At 58.1% G+C, this 17,374-nt stretch carries 15 protein-coding genes; 10 read left to right on the top strand and 5 right to left on the bottom strand.

Translation table 11 applies throughout. The features are described 5' to 3' along the window. Positions 1–79 precede the first annotated feature (79 nt). Genes xdhA through VOI14_RS01375 form a run of 7 tightly spaced genes read left to right on the top strand, consistent with a single transcriptional unit; the run spans position 80 to position 8,176 of the window. On the top strand, positions 80–1,543 hold the full coding sequence (gene xdhA / locus VOI14_RS01405; protein ID WP_323750232.1) for a xanthine dehydrogenase small subunit: 1,464 nt from the start codon (positions 80–82) through the stop codon (positions 1,541–1,543). After that, entirely contained in the window at positions 1,536–3,890 is a 2,355-nt protein-coding gene (xdhB, locus tag VOI14_RS01400) for a xanthine dehydrogenase molybdopterin binding subunit (protein WP_323750231.1), read from the top strand. The genes xdhA and xdhB overlap by 8 nt, the downstream gene beginning before the upstream one ends. After that, the gene (gene xdhC, locus VOI14_RS01395) at positions 3,890–4,750 is read left to right on the top strand and encodes a xanthine dehydrogenase accessory protein XdhC (protein WP_323750230.1); all 861 of its coding nucleotides are present in this window, start codon (positions 3,890–3,892) and stop codon (positions 4,748–4,750) included. The genes xdhB and xdhC overlap by 1 nt, the downstream gene beginning before the upstream one ends. Continuing rightward, entirely contained in the window at positions 4,747–5,247 is a 501-nt protein-coding gene (gene uraD, locus VOI14_RS01390; protein ID WP_323750229.1) for a 2-oxo-4-hydroxy-4-carboxy-5-ureidoimidazoline decarboxylase, read from the top strand. Before xdhC ends, uraD begins: the two co-directional genes overlap by 4 nt. Next, positions 5,244–5,588 carry a hydroxyisourate hydrolase gene (uraH, locus tag VOI14_RS01385; protein ID WP_323750228.1) on the top strand — a complete coding sequence of 115 codons (345 nt, stop codon included), beginning with the start codon at positions 5,244–5,246 and terminating at the stop codon, positions 5,586–5,588. Before uraD ends, uraH begins: the two co-directional genes overlap by 4 nt. Beyond that, entirely contained in the window at positions 5,588–6,970 is a 1,383-nt protein-coding gene (gene guaD / locus VOI14_RS01380; RefSeq protein ID WP_323750227.1) for a guanine deaminase, read from the top strand. The genes uraH and guaD overlap by 1 nt, the downstream gene beginning before the upstream one ends. Before the next feature lie 3 nt (positions 6,971–6,973). Further along, positions 6,974–8,176 (top strand): urate hydroxylase PuuD, encoded by a 1,203-nt coding sequence (locus tag VOI14_RS01375; protein WP_323750226.1) that lies wholly within the window; start codon positions 6,974–6,976, stop codon positions 8,174–8,176. Positions 8,177–8,240: 64 nt separating this feature from the next. On the opposite strand, the gene VOI14_RS01370 is transcribed toward VOI14_RS01375, so the two are convergent. Then, positions 8,241–9,272 carry an isopenicillin N synthase family dioxygenase gene (locus VOI14_RS01370; protein WP_323750225.1) on the bottom strand — a complete coding sequence of 344 codons (1,032 nt, stop codon included), beginning with the start codon at positions 9,270–9,272 and terminating at the stop codon, positions 8,241–8,243. 534 nt (positions 9,273–9,806) lie between these two features. Here VOI14_RS01370 and VOI14_RS01365 point away from each other — a divergent pair. Further along, positions 9,807–11,168, top strand: a complete 1,362-nt coding sequence (locus tag VOI14_RS01365; RefSeq protein ID WP_323750224.1) for an amidohydrolase family protein — start codon at positions 9,807–9,809, stop codon at positions 11,166–11,168. Positions 11,169–11,237: 69 nt separating this feature from the next. Here VOI14_RS01365 and VOI14_RS01360 read toward each other — a convergent pair whose 3' ends face one another. Further along, positions 11,238–12,305 (bottom strand): BMP family ABC transporter substrate-binding protein, encoded by a 1,068-nt coding sequence (locus tag VOI14_RS01360; RefSeq protein WP_323750223.1) that lies wholly within the window; start codon positions 12,303–12,305, stop codon positions 11,238–11,240. Between the two features lie 354 nt (positions 12,306–12,659). Between VOI14_RS01360 and VOI14_RS01355 the strand changes: the two genes are divergently transcribed. Further along, the gene (locus VOI14_RS01355; RefSeq protein WP_323750222.1) at positions 12,660–14,213 is read left to right on the top strand and encodes a PAS domain-containing methyl-accepting chemotaxis protein; all 1,554 of its coding nucleotides are present in this window, start codon (positions 12,660–12,662) and stop codon (positions 14,211–14,213) included. Position 14,214: 1 nt separating this feature from the next. On the opposite strand, the gene VOI14_RS01350 is transcribed toward VOI14_RS01355, so the two are convergent. Further along, a complete protein-coding gene (locus VOI14_RS01350) occupies positions 14,215–15,096 on the bottom strand; it encodes a fatty acid desaturase family protein (protein ID WP_323750221.1) in 882 nt (293 codons plus the stop codon). A 139-nt stretch (positions 15,097–15,235) separates the two neighbouring features. Here VOI14_RS01350 and VOI14_RS01345 point away from each other — a divergent pair, with 139 nt between their 5' ends. Then, positions 15,236–16,258, top strand: a complete 1,023-nt coding sequence (locus VOI14_RS01345; RefSeq protein ID WP_323750220.1) for an AraC family transcriptional regulator — start codon at positions 15,236–15,238, stop codon at positions 16,256–16,258. 74 nt (positions 16,259–16,332) lie between these two features. Here the strand turns inward: VOI14_RS01345 and VOI14_RS01340 are convergent, their stop codons facing one another. Together VOI14_RS01340 and VOI14_RS01335 are read right to left on the bottom strand one after the other, a co-directional pair. Beyond that, positions 16,333–16,788 (bottom strand): hypothetical protein, encoded by a 456-nt coding sequence (locus VOI14_RS01340; RefSeq protein WP_323750219.1) that lies wholly within the window; start codon positions 16,786–16,788, stop codon positions 16,333–16,335. Between the two features lie 47 nt (positions 16,789–16,835). After that, complete coding sequence (locus VOI14_RS01335) at positions 16,836–17,372, bottom strand: methylamine dehydrogenase light chain (protein WP_323750218.1); 537 nt, start codon at positions 17,370–17,372, stop codon at positions 16,836–16,838. Between the last annotated feature and the right edge of the window lie 2 nt (positions 17,373–17,374).

The raw sequence follows: 17,374 nt of genomic DNA, 5'->3' as shown, positions 1-17,374 counted from the left end.
AGACGCTGCGGAAAACCTGCCTGAAGAGAGGAATGGGGTACCGCTAAACACCGCAAATAGCCTGCTAGCGGAGAGAACCGTGATCGAATTTCTTTTGAACGGCCGAATTGAAAAAGTTGACCAGTTCGACCCAAATTTGAGCATCCTGGAATGGTTACGCACCAAAATGCGCCTTACCGGCACCAAAGAAGGCTGCGCCTCCGGAGACTGTGGTGCCTGCACGGTCATTACAGGAACCACTGACCAAGATGGCAACACCCATTACGACGCAATAAACAGCTGCATTACCTTGCTGGGAAGTCTTCACGGCAAGGAACTGATTACTGTCGAAGCCTTCCAGCAGGAACCACGCCATCCGGTTCAGCAGGGATTGTTGGACAAGCACGGTGCCCAGTGTGGTTTTTGCACGCCGGGCATCGTGATGTCTCTGACCGCCCTGCATGCCAGACGCAAGGACGGCACGGTCAGCGACCATCAGATTCTTGAAGCGCTGTCTGGCAATCTCTGTCGCTGCACCGGCTACCGACCGATCATCGAGGCGGGCCAGGATGCCATGGTTAAAGAATGGACGCCGGACACTGAACACCCGGCCGCAGGCATGGGCCCAGGGCCCTCGGACTCTGCGCTGAGCCGGATTCACCGGGACAACATCACCGTGGAGGCAGCCGGAGGTGCACGGTATGACGCGCCGGTCAGCCTTGAGGACCTTCGTTCATTGCGCCGCGCCTATCCCGATTCCAGACTGGTCGCCGGCAGTACGGATCTAGCACTGGAAATCACACAACAGCTGAGTTCCCTGGATCATCTGGTCAGTGTCGAACGTGTTCCGGAGTTGAAAGGCTGCGTCCTGGAGGGCGACGAACTGGTGATCGGTGCTGCCACCACCTATCAGGCCTTCCGGAAGACCCTGTGCGAACTTTGGCCGGCGTTCGACGCCATGCTCGAACGCCTCGGCTCACTACAGATCCGCAACCGGGGCACCTTGGGCGGCAACATTGCCAACGCATCGCCCATCGGCGATATGCCGCCACCGCTGATCGCGCTCAATGCCATTTTGGTGCTCGATGGCCCGGACGGGCCGCGTTCGATGCCTGTGGAAGATTTTTTCCTGGGCTATAAAGAGACGGCCCTGAAGTCGGGCGAATTCCTGCACTCTGTGCGGATCCCGGCACCGAAACCCAACGAAACTTTGCACATCTACAAAATCTCGAAGCGATTGGACGACGACATCTCCGCCGTTCTGGGTGCTTTCCGACTGACCATAACGGATGGTGTGATCAGTGAGTGTCGCCTGGCCTTCGGCGGCATGGCCGCCACGCCCGCCCGGGCACTGCAAACGGAAAACGCGCTCAAGGGGCAGCCCTGGACCGAAAACAACGTGGCCGCTGCGATCAACGTCCTTGGCAGCGACTTTTCCCCTCTAAGTGATGTCCGGGCTTCGGCCTCTTACCGGCTTCAGGTTGCCGGCAACCTTCTGCGCCGCGCCTGGCTGTCTTCGGATTCACTCCCACGCGAGCAACTGACGGTGACCGACTATGCGTAAACTGCCCCTGAACACACCCACACCGGCCCACACCGCCCAGGGGTTAGCCGGACAAAGCGCCAAACACGACAGCGCCTGGAAACACGTCAGTGGCCAGGCCCGTTACATTGACGACTTACCCATGCCGGAAGGCATCCTGCACGCGGCGGTCGGTCACAGCCAACAGGCCCATGCCCGAATAGTGTCCGTGGATCTGGAGGCCGTCCGCCGATACCCCGGCGTCATCGCCGTGGTCACCGCCAAGGATGTGCCGGGCCATCTCGACATCGGCCCGGTTTTCCCCGGCGACCCGGTATTGGCAGATGATATCGTGGAGTTTATCGGACAGCCCCTGTTCGCCGTCGCCGCAACCTCTCACGAGGCGGCACGCAAGGCAGCGAAACTGGCGAACGTTCAATACGAACCCCTGGATGCGGTCATTACCGTAAACCAGGCACTGGACAAGGAATTGTTTGTCCGCCCCAGCCAGACCCAGCTGCGAGGCAACCCGGACCAAGCCCTCTCCCAGGCACCTAATCGCCTGACCGGCAAACAGGTCGTCGGTGGACAGGAGCATTTTTACCTGGAAGGACAGGCCTGTCTGGCCGAACCCACCGAAGACAGGGGCATGTTCGTTCACACCTCCAGCCAGCACCCTTCCGAGGTACAGAAGCTGGTCGCTGAGGTATTGGGACTGCCCATTCACGAGGTCCAGACTGAGGTTCGAAGAATGGGCGGCGGCTTCGGCGGGAAAGAAACCCAGGCGGCTCCAGTCGCCTGCATCGCAGCCCTGCTGGCCAATGCAACCAACCGACCGGTGAAGTACCGTCTGTCACGCCCCGACGACATGATCCAGACCGGCAAGCGGCATGACTTTTTCAATACCTATGATATCGGCTTTGACGATGAGGGCCTGATTCAGGGTGCCGACATCATGGTGGCCGGCCGTTGCGGTTACTCCACAGATTTGTCCGATGCCATCGTCGATCGGGCCATGTTCCATGCCGATAATGCTTACTATCTGGACCAGGCCCGGGTTACCGGCCACCGCTGCAAGACCCACACCGTTTCGAACACGGCATTCCGGGGTTTTGGCGGACCCCAGGGCATGATGATCATCGAACAGGCCATGGATGATATTGCCCGCCACCTGGGCCGCGACCCGCTGGATATCCGCAAACTCAACCTGTACCGACCCGGACGCGACATCACCCATTACGACCAGACCATTGAACAGCACGTCCTTCCGAAGCTGCTGGAGACGCTGGAAACCAGCTCGGACTACCGTCAGCGGCGTTCGGAAATCACCCAATTCAACCAGTCAAGCGAGGCACTTAAGCGAGGGCTGGCGCTGACGCCTGTGAAGTTTGGCATTTCCTTCACCGCCAAACACCTGAACCAGGCGGGCGCTCTGGTGCACATCTATACCGATGGCAGCATTCATGTAAATCACGGCGGCACCGAGATGGGCCAGGGGCTCTATATCAAGGTCGCGCAGGTGGTTGCGTCCGCCTTCCAGGTCGATCTTGAACGCGTCAAAGTGTCAGCCACACGCACCGACAAGGTGCCCAACACCTCGCCAACCGCCGCTTCTTCCGGCTCCGACCTGAACGGCATGGCTGCACTGGACGCCTGTGAAAAGATTCTCGCGGGGCTGACAGACTTTGCAGCACAGAACTGGTCGGTCTCACCAGAAGCCATCCATTTCTCGGATAATCAGGTGCAGATCGGCGACCTGCAGATGCCTTGGGCAAGCTTTGTTCAGGCGGCCTATATGAACCGGGTACCGCTGTCTTCCTCAGGTTTCTACGCCACGCCCAAGATCCACTACGACCCGAAAAGCGGAAAGGGGCACCCGTTTCTGTATTACTCAAACGGCGCCGCCTGCTCTGAAGTGGTGATCGACACCCTGACCGGGGAATATCGGGTCCTTCGTACCGACATCCTGTTTGATGCCGGTCGCTCTCTGAATCCCGATATCGACATCGGCCAGATCGAAGGCGGGTTCGTCCAGGGTATGGGCTGGCTGACCACGGAAGAACTGGTGTACAGCGATGAAGGCAAACTGCTCACAACCGGTCCTGCCACCTACAAGATTCCAGCGGTCTCGGACTGCCCGCCTGACCTGAGAGTTGCTCTACTGGCCGACAGCCCGAACCGTGAAGCCACGATATTCCACTCCAAAGCGGTCGGGGAACCGCCATTGATGCTCGGCATCGCCGTCTGGAGTGCCCTGCGGGACGCGGTCTCAAGCCTCACCGACTATCGCTTCAGCCCACCGCTGGACACGCCCGCCACACCTGAGCGGGTGCTGGGTGCCGTCACCGCCAGCCAGGTCTGGGCCGGCAAGCAGCAGGAGGCATCCTGATGGAACGTCGAAAGCTCTGGTACCAGGCCGTTGCAGACTGCGAAGCGCGCGGTGAGCCCTATGTCCTGATTTCGGTTCTCGGCGTGGCCGGATCAGTCCCCCGGGAGCCAGCCAGCAAGATGGTCGTCACCGGCGAACACAGTTACGACACCATCGGCGGCGGGCACCTGGAGTACCAGGTTTGCCAGCAGGCCAGGGAAAGGCTGGCTCGTCAGGACTATACCAGCGACCTGGCACACTTCCCGCTGGGCGCCAGCCTTGGTCAGTGCTGCGGCGGCAGCGTGTCGGTGTTGCTGGAAGCGCACCCGGGGAGTGAGCAGGAACTGATCCTGTTCGGGGCCGGCCATGTCGCCAAAGCGCTGGTCACTATCCTCGCCGAGCTGCCCTGGCGAATCACCTGGGTGGACGAACGTCTTGAGCTGTTTCCATCTGATGTACCCGCCAATGTCCATATCCACCACACCGATGACCCCGTCGGTGATGCGCCCGACCTGTGCTCGGGTAAACAGGTTCTGATCCTGACCCACAATCACCAGCTGGATTTCGATCTCTGCCGCGCCCTGTTAACCGCAGGCGATTGCGCAAGCCTGGGCCTGATCGGGTCAGAAACCAAGGCCGAACGATTCCGCAAGCGGCTGGACCACCGGGGGTTCAGTGCCGACGCCATCAACTCCATCCGCTGCCCCGTTGGTCATCCTGACGTCCCGGGTAAGCGGCCAATGGAAGTGGCCGTCTCGATCAGCGCCGAACTGCTGGCTCTGACCACCCCCCACCGGACAACTTCCGCCCGACGTGGCTTGCCCTGGCGGCAACTGCGGGGATTGATCCAGAACACCGATGCGAAAGAGACAACCGAATGACCATTGAAGCACTCAACGTCCTGAACCATGAGGAAGCCGAAGCCCGGTTCCGGGACTGCTGCGCGGCGAATCCCTGGGTTCAGGGCATGCTGGACGCTCGGCCCTATGCCAGTTCCGAAGCCCTGTTCACCCGCAGCCATGCACTCTGGCCAGAGCTGACAGAGCAAGACTGGCTTGACGCCTTTGAAGCCCATCCGAAGATCGGAGACGTCGACAGCCTGCGTGCAAAGTACGCCAGCACCAAAGCCATGGCCAGTGGCGAACAAGCCGGAGCCAGCACAGCGTCCGAAGACGTTCTGCAACGCATTAAGACCGGTAACGAAGCCTACCTGGCCAAGTTCGGTTTCATTTTCATCGTCTGCGCTTCCGGAAAATCGGCCAGCGAAATGCTGGAACTGCTGGAAGCCCGCTTGCCCAACAGCCGCGCTGAGGAACTTGAAAACGCGGCCAGAGAGCAGGCCAGGATTACCGAATTGCGACTGGAGAAACTGCTATGAGCGCCAAAAGCCCCGTTACGACTCACATTCTCGATCTCGGCAGCGGTCAGCCTGCTGCCGGTGTGGCGGTCAGCCTCTTCCGGGTTCAGGGCCAGAATCATACCGCCATTGCCAGCGGGACGACCGATGCCGATGGCCGCGTGATGAACTGGTTCGATACCGCTCTTGAGGCCGGCCACTACCAGCTCCGGTTTGCGACCGGCGACTGGTACCAGGGCCGCGGGATGGACACCTTCTTCCCCGAGGTCTGCCTGGATTTCCGGGTCAACGATCCGGATGCCCATTATCACGTTCCCCTGCTGTTGAATCAGTGGGGCTACTCGACATATCGGGGAAGCTGATGGCCACAGTGACAGAAACACAGCTTCCGGCGGGCTGTCAGGCTCACCGAGGCACCGTGCTCCATTTTCTGGAGGACCCGGGCAACAAACCGGAGCCGGCGGCAGGCAGTGTGGCCTTCTTCGAGGACGGCCTGCTGATTGTGCATCACGGCAAAGTGCTGGTAGCCGGTGACGCCAGTGAGTGGTTGCACCGATTGCCCGAAGGCACCGAGGTGACCCACTGGAAAAACCAGCTGATCCTGCCGGGTTTTATCGACACCCACGCACACATGCCCCAGTTGGGGGTTATGGCCAGTTACGGTGCCCAGTTGCTGGACTGGCTGGAAACCTACACCTTTCCCCATGAAGCCCGATTCAGCGACATAGACTGGGCCCGGGCAGAAGCGAACCGGTTTACCGATCTGCTGCTGCGCTACGGCACCACCTCGGGCCTGGTGTTCTGCACCTCCCACCCTGAGTCGGTGCATGCCCTATTCGAGGCTGGCGAGCAGCGGGGCATGGCCCTGTCCGCGGGCAAGGCCATGATGGACCGCCATGCCCCCGAAAACCTGAAGGACACGGCCCAGAGCAGCTACGACGACAGCCTCGCGCTGCTGCAGACCTGGCACAAACGCGGACGCCAACGCTACGCGATCACACCACGGTTTGCCGCGACTTCAACGCCGGAACAGCTTTCGCTCGCCGGCAAGCTGGCCGCCGAGCACCCGGATGTCATGGTGCAGACACACTGGGCGGAGAACACCGGCGAAATCCAGTGGATCCGTGAACTGTTCCCGGAACGCTCCAGCTATCTGGACGTCTACGATCACTATGGTCTGCTCGGCGATCACACCGTTCTGGCACACGGCATTCACATCGATGATGTCGACCGAAAACGACTGTCAGAGACCGGCACCCGCATCGCCTTTTGCCCTACCTCAAACACCTTTTTGGGCAGCGGACTGTTCGACTTCCGGGAAGCCCGCGAAGCCGGTGTTGCGGTCGGGCTTGCCTCTGACGTTGGCGGCGGCACCAGCCTGTCGATGCTCGCCACCATGGCCGAGGCCTACAAGGTTTGTCGGCTTCGAGGCCAGACTCTGACGCCCTGGCAGGCGTTCTACCTCGCCACACTCGGCAATGCCCGGGTCCTGCATCAGGATCAGCAGACCGGCAGCTTTCAACCTGGACGTCATGCCGACTTCGTGGTCCTGAATCCGGGTGGAACACCTCAACTGGCCATGAAACAGCAATTCACACACACGCCCTTCGAAACTCTCTTCAATCTGATGATTCTAGGGGACGACCGGGCCATCACCGCCACCATCGTGGCCGGTGAAATACGCCACCAGGCAGCCGAAACTGACGCTGCCATCACCCCCACTTACCTCACCCAAGGAGCCTGAACCATGGAAGCCTACCTCAGCGAATGGTTGTCCCTTCTGGTCCGCTGGTTTCACGTTATCGCAGGCGTTGCCTGGATCGGCGCATCGTTTTACTTCATCTGGCTGGACAATCACCTGCGGGAACCACCGGAATGGAAGAAAAAGGAAGGCATAAAGGGTGACTTATGGGCCATTCACGGCGGCGGTTTTTACGAGGTCGCCAAATACAAAATGGGGCCGAAGGAAATGCCCCGGGAGCTACACTGGTTCAAGTGGGAAGCCTATTCAACTCTGCTCAGCGGTCTGGCTCTGCTGTTTGTTGTTTACTACATGGGCTCGCCGGGATATCTGATCGACCCGGCCAAGGCAGATCTCAGCACCGGTGCCGCTATCGCAATCGGCCTTGGCACCATTGCCGTCGTCCTGGCGATCTACGAGACCCTGATTCGAAGCCCTCTGGCTGACAAAGGCAAGGCGTTCGCACTGATTCTGTTCGGCATTCTGGTTCTCGTCGACTGGGGTCTGTTTCAGGTGTTCTCAGGCCGAGGCGCGTTTATCCACGTCGGGGCCGTAATCGGGACCATCATGGTGGCGAACGTCTTTCTCGGCATCATGCCCTCACAACGGGCACTGGTCGCCGCCGTTCAGGCGGGGGAAGACGCAAACGAAAAGGTCGCTCGACTGGCCATGCTCGCCAAACTGCGCTCGACCCACAATAACTACCTGACGCTGCCGATCATCTTCATCATGATCAGCAACCACTACCCGCTACTGTATGGCAATCCACACGGCTGGGCGGTTCTGGCGGCCATCGGGTTCATCACAGCCTTTGCCCGGCACTACTTCAACCTGCGCCACCGGGACATCAACCAGCCCTGGATACTGGCAGTCGCCGCGGGGCTCACCGTCGCATTAATCTGGAGTATTGCCCCGGCACCGACAACCATGTCTGATACGACTCACCTCCCAGAGGTCAGTGACGAGGCCGCAAGCGCCCTCATCAACACCCACTGCGTGGCCTGCCATGCCAGCAGCCCAGGCCATCCGGCCTTTCAGGCAGCGCCGGCCGGTATCAAACTGGAGAGCCTATCGCTTCTGGCCATGCATGCCGGCAAGGTGCGCCAGGTGGCGGTAGATTCTCACTACATGCCGCTGGGCAACCTGACTGGCATGACCGACGAGGAACGCCAGCAACTGGGACAATGGCTGCAGGACAACAAACTCTGACATTACCCTGAAAAAAAGGGCCTCCCGAAGGAGGCCCTTTCTCATTTGGGGCATGCTATCCCGATTACTTCCGAGCTTCGGCCGCCTTCTCTGCGGCATCGAAGTTGGCCTGGATTCGCTGCAGCAGGTAGTCCCGTGCAGAAATCGGTGGGTATTTCTTTTCCGGCCCTTGAATGATCTGCTCTTTATTCGCCTGACAGAAGAACGCCATGCTGTAACGTGGGCCGTTGTAGTCGCCCTCCTTCGGCATCCTGACCCGATGCAGGGTGGACTTCAGACGATCATCGCTCCAGCGCATCAGCATGTCACCGATATTGCAGGTAATCCGGTCCTCTTTCGGCGCCACCGTGAACCACTCGCGATCATCGCCCTTGCCCTCGGCACCTTTGCCCGGACTGACCTGCAAGCCACCCTGACCTTCCTGCTGGAACACCATGGTCAGGCAATCAAAATCGGTATGGGCCCCAGCGCGCCAGATCGACTCGTCCAAGCGAGCATCGTCGGCCAAAGGCAAATAATGCAACAACCGCAGCGTGCTCTGATAATCGTCCAGGCGACGATCATGGGCTTGGGTAAAGAAGTCCCGCTCAAACCCGAGGCGCTCGGCAAAACAAGACAGCACTGTCATACCCAGCTGCCAGGCGCGGTTCTCGAAATCCAGCATCACCCGGTTGAATTCCGGGACCACCGTCTGGTTCGGCCAGAGGCCATCCATATGCGGAAGGGTGATCTGATATGACTCTTTATCATCCGCCGTTCCGGTGGACGGCCGTACCTGTGATTTGAACTCCCAACCGGCATTCAGCCCTTTTTTCAGCGGGTATTGTTGCTTGCTGCCTTCCGGCAACGCAAAAAAGCGCTCGGACAAGGCAAAAGCCTGCTTGATCAGGTCAAGTTCAAGCCCGTGGTTGGACAGCTGGAAAAAGCCCACCTCAGTGGCGGCTTGCCAGAGTTGATCGGCGATCTCTTCCCGACGGTGCTCAAAGTCAGACAGATCAATAATGGGTATGTCCCCTTCGATCTCCCGGCCCATACCGCCAAAGGTGGTTTCCAGGTTCAGTTCTTTCAGAGCGTATTTTTCTGCAGTGTGAGTCATCGTGCCTCCCGGCATATCGTCAATGAATGGAACGGTTTCCGAAGGCGAACAGGGCGGGAATGCGGGAGGCAGAACAAGGCCATCGCCGCCAACCGCGCCTGCGGGCGCTTCCGGTCGACGACTGAGCAATGACCTGAGATCGCGCGTTTGGCGATTCCTGACTGCTTCTACTCAGACTCGCAGGCGATCCCCGAGAGAACCGAACCTGCCATGCAGAAGAAAGCAGCATTCGTGCCACCCACCTAACTCCACGGCCGCGTTGAAATTCAAGTGCTTGGGGCTATGCAGAGGACTAAGGTGAGCTCCAGGAGAGCCACTCGAGTGCACGCTCCGGCCTTGATGCACCAGAAGAAAGCACAAAAACCGGCGGCCGCGAGGAAAGTCCCCCGTTCTGACCGACCGGTCAGGAAATGGACACAATCTTGCATTGCAGTCCCGGGTAATCATTATTCAGAAGAGTAGAAGCGGTCAGAGGAAAGCCCGATACCGGCAACACCTCGGGACATTGCTCTTGAACATCGAGAGGAGCAACCAATGGACTACCTTATCAAGAACGCTGCCGCAGTAGCGTCCACCGAGTTCCCGGATGCCCGGGACCTGCGTATTCGGGGCGGATACATCACCGAGCTAGGCAACGCCCTGGCCCCCACACCGGAGGATCCGGAAACCGTCATTGACGCGGCTGGCTGCGTGGTCTGGCCGGGGCTGGTGAACACTCACCATCACCTTGCCCAGTCTATCATGAAAGGCGTGCCGGAAGGGCTGAACCAGGACCTTGGCGCCTGGCTCAGCAGTGTGCCTTACCGTTTCTGGCCCAAGGTTACGCCGGAGCTCATGTACCATGCGGCTCGTCTCGGGCTGTATGAACTGATCCGTTCGGGCAGCACAACCTGCGCCGACCACCATTACCTTTACCACAGCACCACCAGCCCAGAGCTGGAAGACGCCGTCTGGCAGGCCGCCGAGGAACTCGGCATCCGGATGGTTCTGTGCCGGGGCAGCGCCACGGAAACCGGCTCTCATGAGGGCATGATCGAACACAAGATCGAGCCGGAAAGCATTGAGCAGATCATCGAGCGTCTCGATGCAAGCCGAAAGAAGCACCATCAGACCGGCCCCGACGCAATGAAAAAGCTGGTGGTAGCACCGACCAGCCTGATCCACTCCAGTTCACCGGAAGGCCTGAAAGCCCAAGCGCAGTGGGCACGGGAAAACAAGCTGAAAATGCACTCGCATCTGCTGGAGGTGGATTTCGACGAGATTCAGGCCCAGCAGAAATATGGTCAGAGCGCGATCGATTATGCGGAATCCTGCGGCTGGCTGGGACAGGACGTGTGGTACGCGCACCTGGTTCACAGTGACCCCCATGCCATCGAGCGCCTTGCCGCCACACAGACGGGCATCGCACATTGTCCCACCTCAAACTGCCGCCTTGGTAGCGGGATCGCGCCGGTGATCCGCATGGCTGAAGCCGGTGTCCCCATTTCCTTGGGGGTAGACGGTTCGGCCTCTGCCGAGTCCGGCTCGATGCTGCAGGAGCTGAACCTGACCTGGCTGATTCACCGAGCTCAGAACGGGCCCGATGCGACCACACTGGAACAGATTCTTGAGTGGGGAAGCCAGGGTGGCGCCGACCTCCTAGGCTTGGAGAACACCGGCAGCCTAGCCGTCGGAAAAGCAGCAGACCTGGTACTGTATGACATCGACAAACCCCGCTTTGCCGGGGTGCACGCTCCGTTGATGTCGCCACTCATGTGCGGTGAGCCGGTGCACGTCAGAGACAGTTTCGTGCAGGGCAGGCGAATTGTGACCGATGGTCAGATTGGCGGTCTGGACGAGGCTGAGTTAACCCGGAAGGTGCAGGAAAGCGTCAGGCAACTCCTCGATAACGCCTGATCCTCGCTGAGAATCAAAAAAACCGGCGGGCTAACCACCCGCCGGTTTTTTGTGTAGAGCGAGCCGCGTTTACTTCGGAAGCGTCGCAGTCATGCCTTCAACGTACCAGTCCATAGTGGCCAGCTCTTCTTTGGTCATGGACACCCCGTCAGGCACCCGAAGCTTGCCGGATTGGTCTTTCAGAGGGCCGGTAAACGGATGGAGTTCGTCATTGCCGATGGCCTCAATGACAGAGTCCACCTTGGCCCTCTGCTCTTCGGTCAAACGGTCAGAGATGCCAACCACTCGGATTACGTCCTCAGAGATACCACCCCAAAAGTCAGCCGATTCCCAGGAGCCATCCATAACCGACTGCACCGTGTCGATGTAGTAAGGCGCCCAATTGTTGACCACGGACTGCAGGTGAGCATCGCCACCAAACTTCCGCATATCTGAAGCCTGGCCCACACCCCAGTTGCCCCGTTTGTCCGCTGCGATCAGCGGCGCCGGGCTATCAGTGTGCTGAACAATCACGTCTACACCCTGATCCATCAGCGCATTGGCGGCATCTGCCTCTTTCGCCGGATCAAACCAGGTATTGACCCATACCACCTTGAGCTCGATATCCGGGTTAACTTCCTTGGCGCCAAGATAGACCGCGTTGATATCACGGATCACTTCTGGAATCGGGAAGGAAGCAATGTAGCCGAGCGTGTTGGTCTCAGTTACCAGGCCGGCAGCCGTACCGGTCACATAACGACCTTCGTAGGTGACCGACAGATAGGTGCCCAGGTTTTCGCTTTGCTTGTACCCGGTTGCGTGCAGGAAGGTGATATCCGGGAACTCCTTCGCAACCCGCTCAGTGGCGTTCATAAACCCGAAGGAAGTCGTGAAGATTACATCATTGCCGGCCTGGGCCAGACGACGGATGGTTCGCTCGGCATCGGCCCCCTCATTGACGTTTTCAACATAGGCGGTTTCAACCTTGTCTCCGAAGTGATCTTCAAGGGCAAGGCGTCCCTGATCATGCTGGTAGCTCCAGCCGTGGTCACCGATGGGGCCTACATAGACAAAGCCCACCTTCATCGGGTCTTCTGCCATGACCGGCAGTGATAGACTGAGTGTGGCAGCAAGTACCAGGCTCGATTTCAGTTTCATGGATACCCTCCTGAGGGTTTGGCTCGTTTTGCTTTTCCGTTCGGATCGCTTACTAAACAGAAAACTCAGCAAAAAGCTGGCCAATTGCTCAGGTTTTGTAAGTCCATATTTAAAAGGGCTTTTCTATGGCGATTGCCGTCGGCTTTGAAAAACAACGCACCAATCAGGGTCACCCAACCCCCTCTGCACCGCCACGACTCGTTGCTCCCGATAAGAACGCCCCGGGGACACGTGCGGCCCCGACTTAGCAATGGGCTTATAAAAATAAAAAAAATTCTGAAGTTTCTGGAAGATGCGTCGATATATAGAGCATAAGGACCCACTCTCCCAGAGTCCGCACCAGGCGATCACAGCATGCGCAAGAACCTTCCAGTCACGAACAATGAGAAGAATTTTCTTCCCTCTCAAAAGCTAATCTCATCAACAGACCTTCGGGGAAAGATTCTCCACTGCAATGACGCCTTTGTTGAGGTCAGCGGTTTTACCCGAGAAGAGCTCATTGGCCAACCCCACAACATCGTGCGCCACCCAGACATGCCTCCGGAAGCGTATGAAAATATGTGGTCGCACCTGAAGTCCGGTCAGCCCTGGATGGGGATGGTAAAAAACCGTTGCAAAAACGGCGATTTCTATTGGGTCAGCGCCTATATAACGCCAGTAACCGCAAACGGAGAAGTTGTAGGCTATGAATCCGTTCGGTCCTGCCCTCACGCGCAAGATGTCGCTCGAGCCGACAATCTTTACAGCAGACTCCGTCAAGGTAAGGCCAGCACGTCATGGTGGAAGCGCTTTACACCAAGCACACTGTTCCTGACGGGCGTGCTACTCGCTACAGCGGCCCTGTTTTTATTTGGCCAACCGCTTGCAGCGCAGATTGTGGTTGCTGTCGGCACCGCGGCTTACATCATCGGGCTTCATGTGGCCAAGAAGCAATTGATTCAATCGATCACTGAGCTGATGGGCAAAACATTCACGGATAACCTGGCGGCACGCACCTACACTGATGACGATCTGCAGCTGGGCAGAGTCAAAGTGGGCGTTCGGGCGCAACAAGCTCATCTTGATGCCGTTCTAACCCGGATAGAAGACGCTGCCGGGAACGTAAAAGTCGGTGCCGTCCAGGGTCTGGAGATCACATACGAGGCTCAAGAGACCCTGCGCAGACAGCAAGCCGAAACCGAGCAAGTGGCCGCCGCCGTGCACGAGATGGCTCAGACGATTGGTGAGGTATCGGCCAACGTCCAACAAACAGCAGAAAGTGCAGAGGGCGCCCGGGAGCTTTCGAACCGCGGCGCAACGGTTGTCGCAGCCACCCGAGAGTCCATTCAAAACCTGAAAACGACCGTGCACGGCATCAGCGAGTCGGTCGGTGAGCTGGCAACAGAAAGCGCCAAGATCGCCGGCGCCGCCAAGATTATCGAAGACATTGCCGATCAAACCAACTTGCTCGCCCTAAACGCAGCTATCGAAGCCGCCAGGGCTGGGGAGCACGGCCGAGGGTTCGCCGTGGTCGCCGATGAAGTCCGCAATCTTGCAAGACGCACACAAGACTCCACTCGCGAAATTCACGGCATCATTGACATGTTGTTGTCGCGATCATCGGAATCCGTCAACGTCGCTGAGCAAGGAAACAAAGCTGCTGACGAAGGCCTCGATCGAATGCTGGAAGCTGAAGAAACGCTCTCTCAGATCACCGGTTCGGTGAGCACAATTGCCGAGATGGCCATTCAAATGGCGGCGGCCGTTGAGGAACAAGTGCAGGTATCTGATCAAATTAACGAGCAAGTGGCCCAGATTTCCGTACTCGCGGCAGACAACCTCGATAAAGGTGAAGAATCGACCGTTAGCGTGCAGCAAATGGAGAGAATCGCCGGAGAGCTGCACGAACTGGTCGTCAGGTTCAAGTAGTCTAGGACACCGGCTTGCGACTGAAAATTCCAACAATAGGGGTACCCTGCTCCCGCAGAATCGGCTCGATATCATCGTGTAATGCGTGATAACGATAAAACGGTACGCGCGGGAACAGGTGGTGAATCGAGTGCAGGTTCTGCCCTAACCAGAACCAGCCCAGGGGTTTCATCCAGACCGGCATGATCAAGCTGTTGGTGTTTCGATAACGAGCGGAGTCCTGGTAGGGAATGTGCGGCCGATAAGCGAACCAGTACGCGGTAAAAAAGCCGCCAATAAAGTAACTCACAAACAATACCCAGCCGGCATAGGCCACGTCCGTCAGCATGACAAAAGCGACTCGCCAGCCCAGCGATACCGCAACTTCCGTGCAATAGACAGCGCGCTCTTTGGTGGTTGCCTTGCTCCAATGTGTGGTCACGAAAAATGTGTTTTGCAGCCAAAGAAACCGGAACACCGTGACCACCGCATTCATCAGGCCCTTGCCCATACCGCTGATCACATAATCGGGATCTTTGTCCGGCTGATTGGTGTACCGGTGGTGGGTCATGTGCTCCAGTCGATGGGAGGCATACGGAATCGCAATCAGCGGTGCCATCAAGTAGCCGCAAGCGTCATTAAGCCAGCGCAAACTCTCGTATTTGCCGTGAACATTTCCATGCGCGGCCTCATGCACCGGCGTATACGACATGTACGTTAACGCCGCCAACGCCAGCACTGTCACACCCGGATTCAGCCACCCAATGGCAAACAACCACAAAACCACCACATAGCCCGAGAGCACCAACGCCACCAGCACCATCGTTGGCCAGGCTATCTCGCCCATATAGTGTTTGGCGAACTCCACCGCTTCTCGGTTTGGATTCTTCTTATCGTGCGACATAGCTCCGGTCTCATGCGTAGGATTCGAACAGCCATACAATCTAGTTGCCCGAGACGCATTCCCCAAGGACATCTGCGGCCATTCGAGGGACTCTTTAGGCCAAGTACCATGCAATCACCGAAACCGATACACTTTGCCCATGCTGAAACAAGAATCGACCCTCCACCCCATTGCCATCAGTCAGGTAATGATCAACTTTGCCGCCAGCCATGGTGTCACGGCGGATGTTTGTCTGGATGGAACATCAATCACTGGAGGCGAGCTGCAGGACGGGGAAGCACTGATTACCCGGGAACAGGAAATTCGCCTGATCGAGAACTTGATTCAGGCACTCCCGGACACGCCTGCGCTGGGGTTCAAGCTCGGGCTGCAATACAACGTGGCGACTTTCGGGGTGTGGGGTTTTGCGCTCCGCACCAGCCGAACGCTAAGAGATGCGGCTAACACGGCACTGCGCTATCTGCCGTTGAGCACCGCCTATTGCCGCATGTACACCTTTGAGGAGGGTGGACGCTTTGGAATCGGGCTAGACCCGGAACCTATTCCCCACCATTTGCGCCAGTTCCTGCTGGAACGGGATCTGGCCACCGGTATAAACCTGCTGAAAGAGCTTAGTTTGTCTGGTCTGAGCATCTGCGCCGCCGAATTTCAGGGGCCACCGCCCGATCACGTCGGGCTGCTCACTGACACATTGGGTGTACCACCGAGTTTCCATAGCCACCGCACAGCCATGCTGGTTTCCGCCGAAGCCGCTGACCGGCCGCTGCCGACCTTTAGCCCCCGGCTCGTGCGCATGCTGGACGACCAATGCCGGTTTCAGCTCGAACAAAGACAAACCAGTGGCCTGACGGGCATGGTGAGACAGCAAGTGCTGGGTGCGCTGGGGCTGGTCGCCACACTCGACGAAGTCGCCAGCAAGCTGGCTATGTCGCCGCGCAGTTTGCGCCGGAAGTTGGAACAGGAAGGCAGCAGTTTCCGCGCAATCGTTGAAGAAGAGCGGCGCCAAACCGCCACCCAGATACTCAGCAGCAGTGACATGAAGCTGGATGAGCTGGCCATTCACCTGGGCTATACCGACACCGCAAGCTTTACCCGCGCATTCCGGCGATGGATGGGCATGTCCCCAGGTGAGTATCGCAGGCAAAACCAACATGGCTCCTGAGAACTCAACCTCAGAAGCCTGACGTCATTTTTCTCCCCACAATTTCATCCATTTTTTAGTGAAGGCGTGAGAGCTTACGGCCAGGTGTACTTAGGCAAGGCCACTCCCTGCTCAGACAATCGGGACGTTATACTGTGCCGCAGCCTGACCACATCCTTCACTGGTTGTTGCCGTAACCGATGAACTTCATCTGGCGTAAAGTGTTCAACCACCACACCGGGCTTACCCCAACGATCAACCACGAGGTTCATCACGCGGGCAATCTCGTTGTTGCTAAGGCCGGCGCCGACAACGCCTGGCACATGCATCAGATAAAGCCGCCCTTCCTCATCGTTAAAAAATTCATCAACAAAGCCGGGAAACGTTGGGATTCCGGCCGCCTCTACTCCCTCGCCATCCGTGCCATGGCAACCTGCGCACCGTAATACATAGTTGGCCTCAGCCGACCGTTCCGTCGCAGCGGCCTGCGACAACAGTTGCCCGGCTAAAAGAAGAGGGATCAACAACCGCCCCACCCGTTTCCCGCTCATTGTCTTAACTCCCTGTGCTCAGAAATGGTTTAACACCAACTGACAAATCAACCATTCGCCACTCCGAGAACCACCGATACCGTGCAGTGGTAGCCTTTGTTGGTATTGGCCATGCACCAGTTGATGTCATTGTGCAGTGCCATCCGGTAGCCCGGGCGCTCACCTTCGCTGGTGAAACAGAAGGTCGAACTGGGCACCGTTGCCCGGCCGCAGCAATCGTTGTACGAAACCAGATAGTCTTTTTCGTCGTTGGGGTTCCGGCACGTACCAATCCAGGACACTTTCGAAGCCTCTGTACCCGGAGGGCAAGAAGTCAAAGAGCCACCGGACGTGGAGCAGAGATTTCCATCCAGAGCACAGTGTTTCCAATAGCTACAGTCGTTTTCATCCTCTACGGTAGCGGCAAATGCGGCGCCTCCCAAAGAGCGGTCGAACGGCAGAACCGGAGCCAGCATGGCACCGGCAAACACCGTACCCGCTTTGGCCAGGAACGACCTGCGGCCGTATTGTTGAGCCGCTTTCCGGGTACTTTTCTCGGACGCTTTATCGACCAGGTTAAATAAACGATTCATCATGTTGGACATAA

The sequence above is a fragment of the Marinobacter sp. genome (assembly GCF_034669625.1).
Taxonomy (GTDB): Bacteria; Pseudomonadota; Gammaproteobacteria; order Pseudomonadales; family Oleiphilaceae; genus Marinobacter.
Note: the sequence above shows the minus strand (reverse complement) of the source record. Positions and strands in the feature narration are given on the sequence as shown.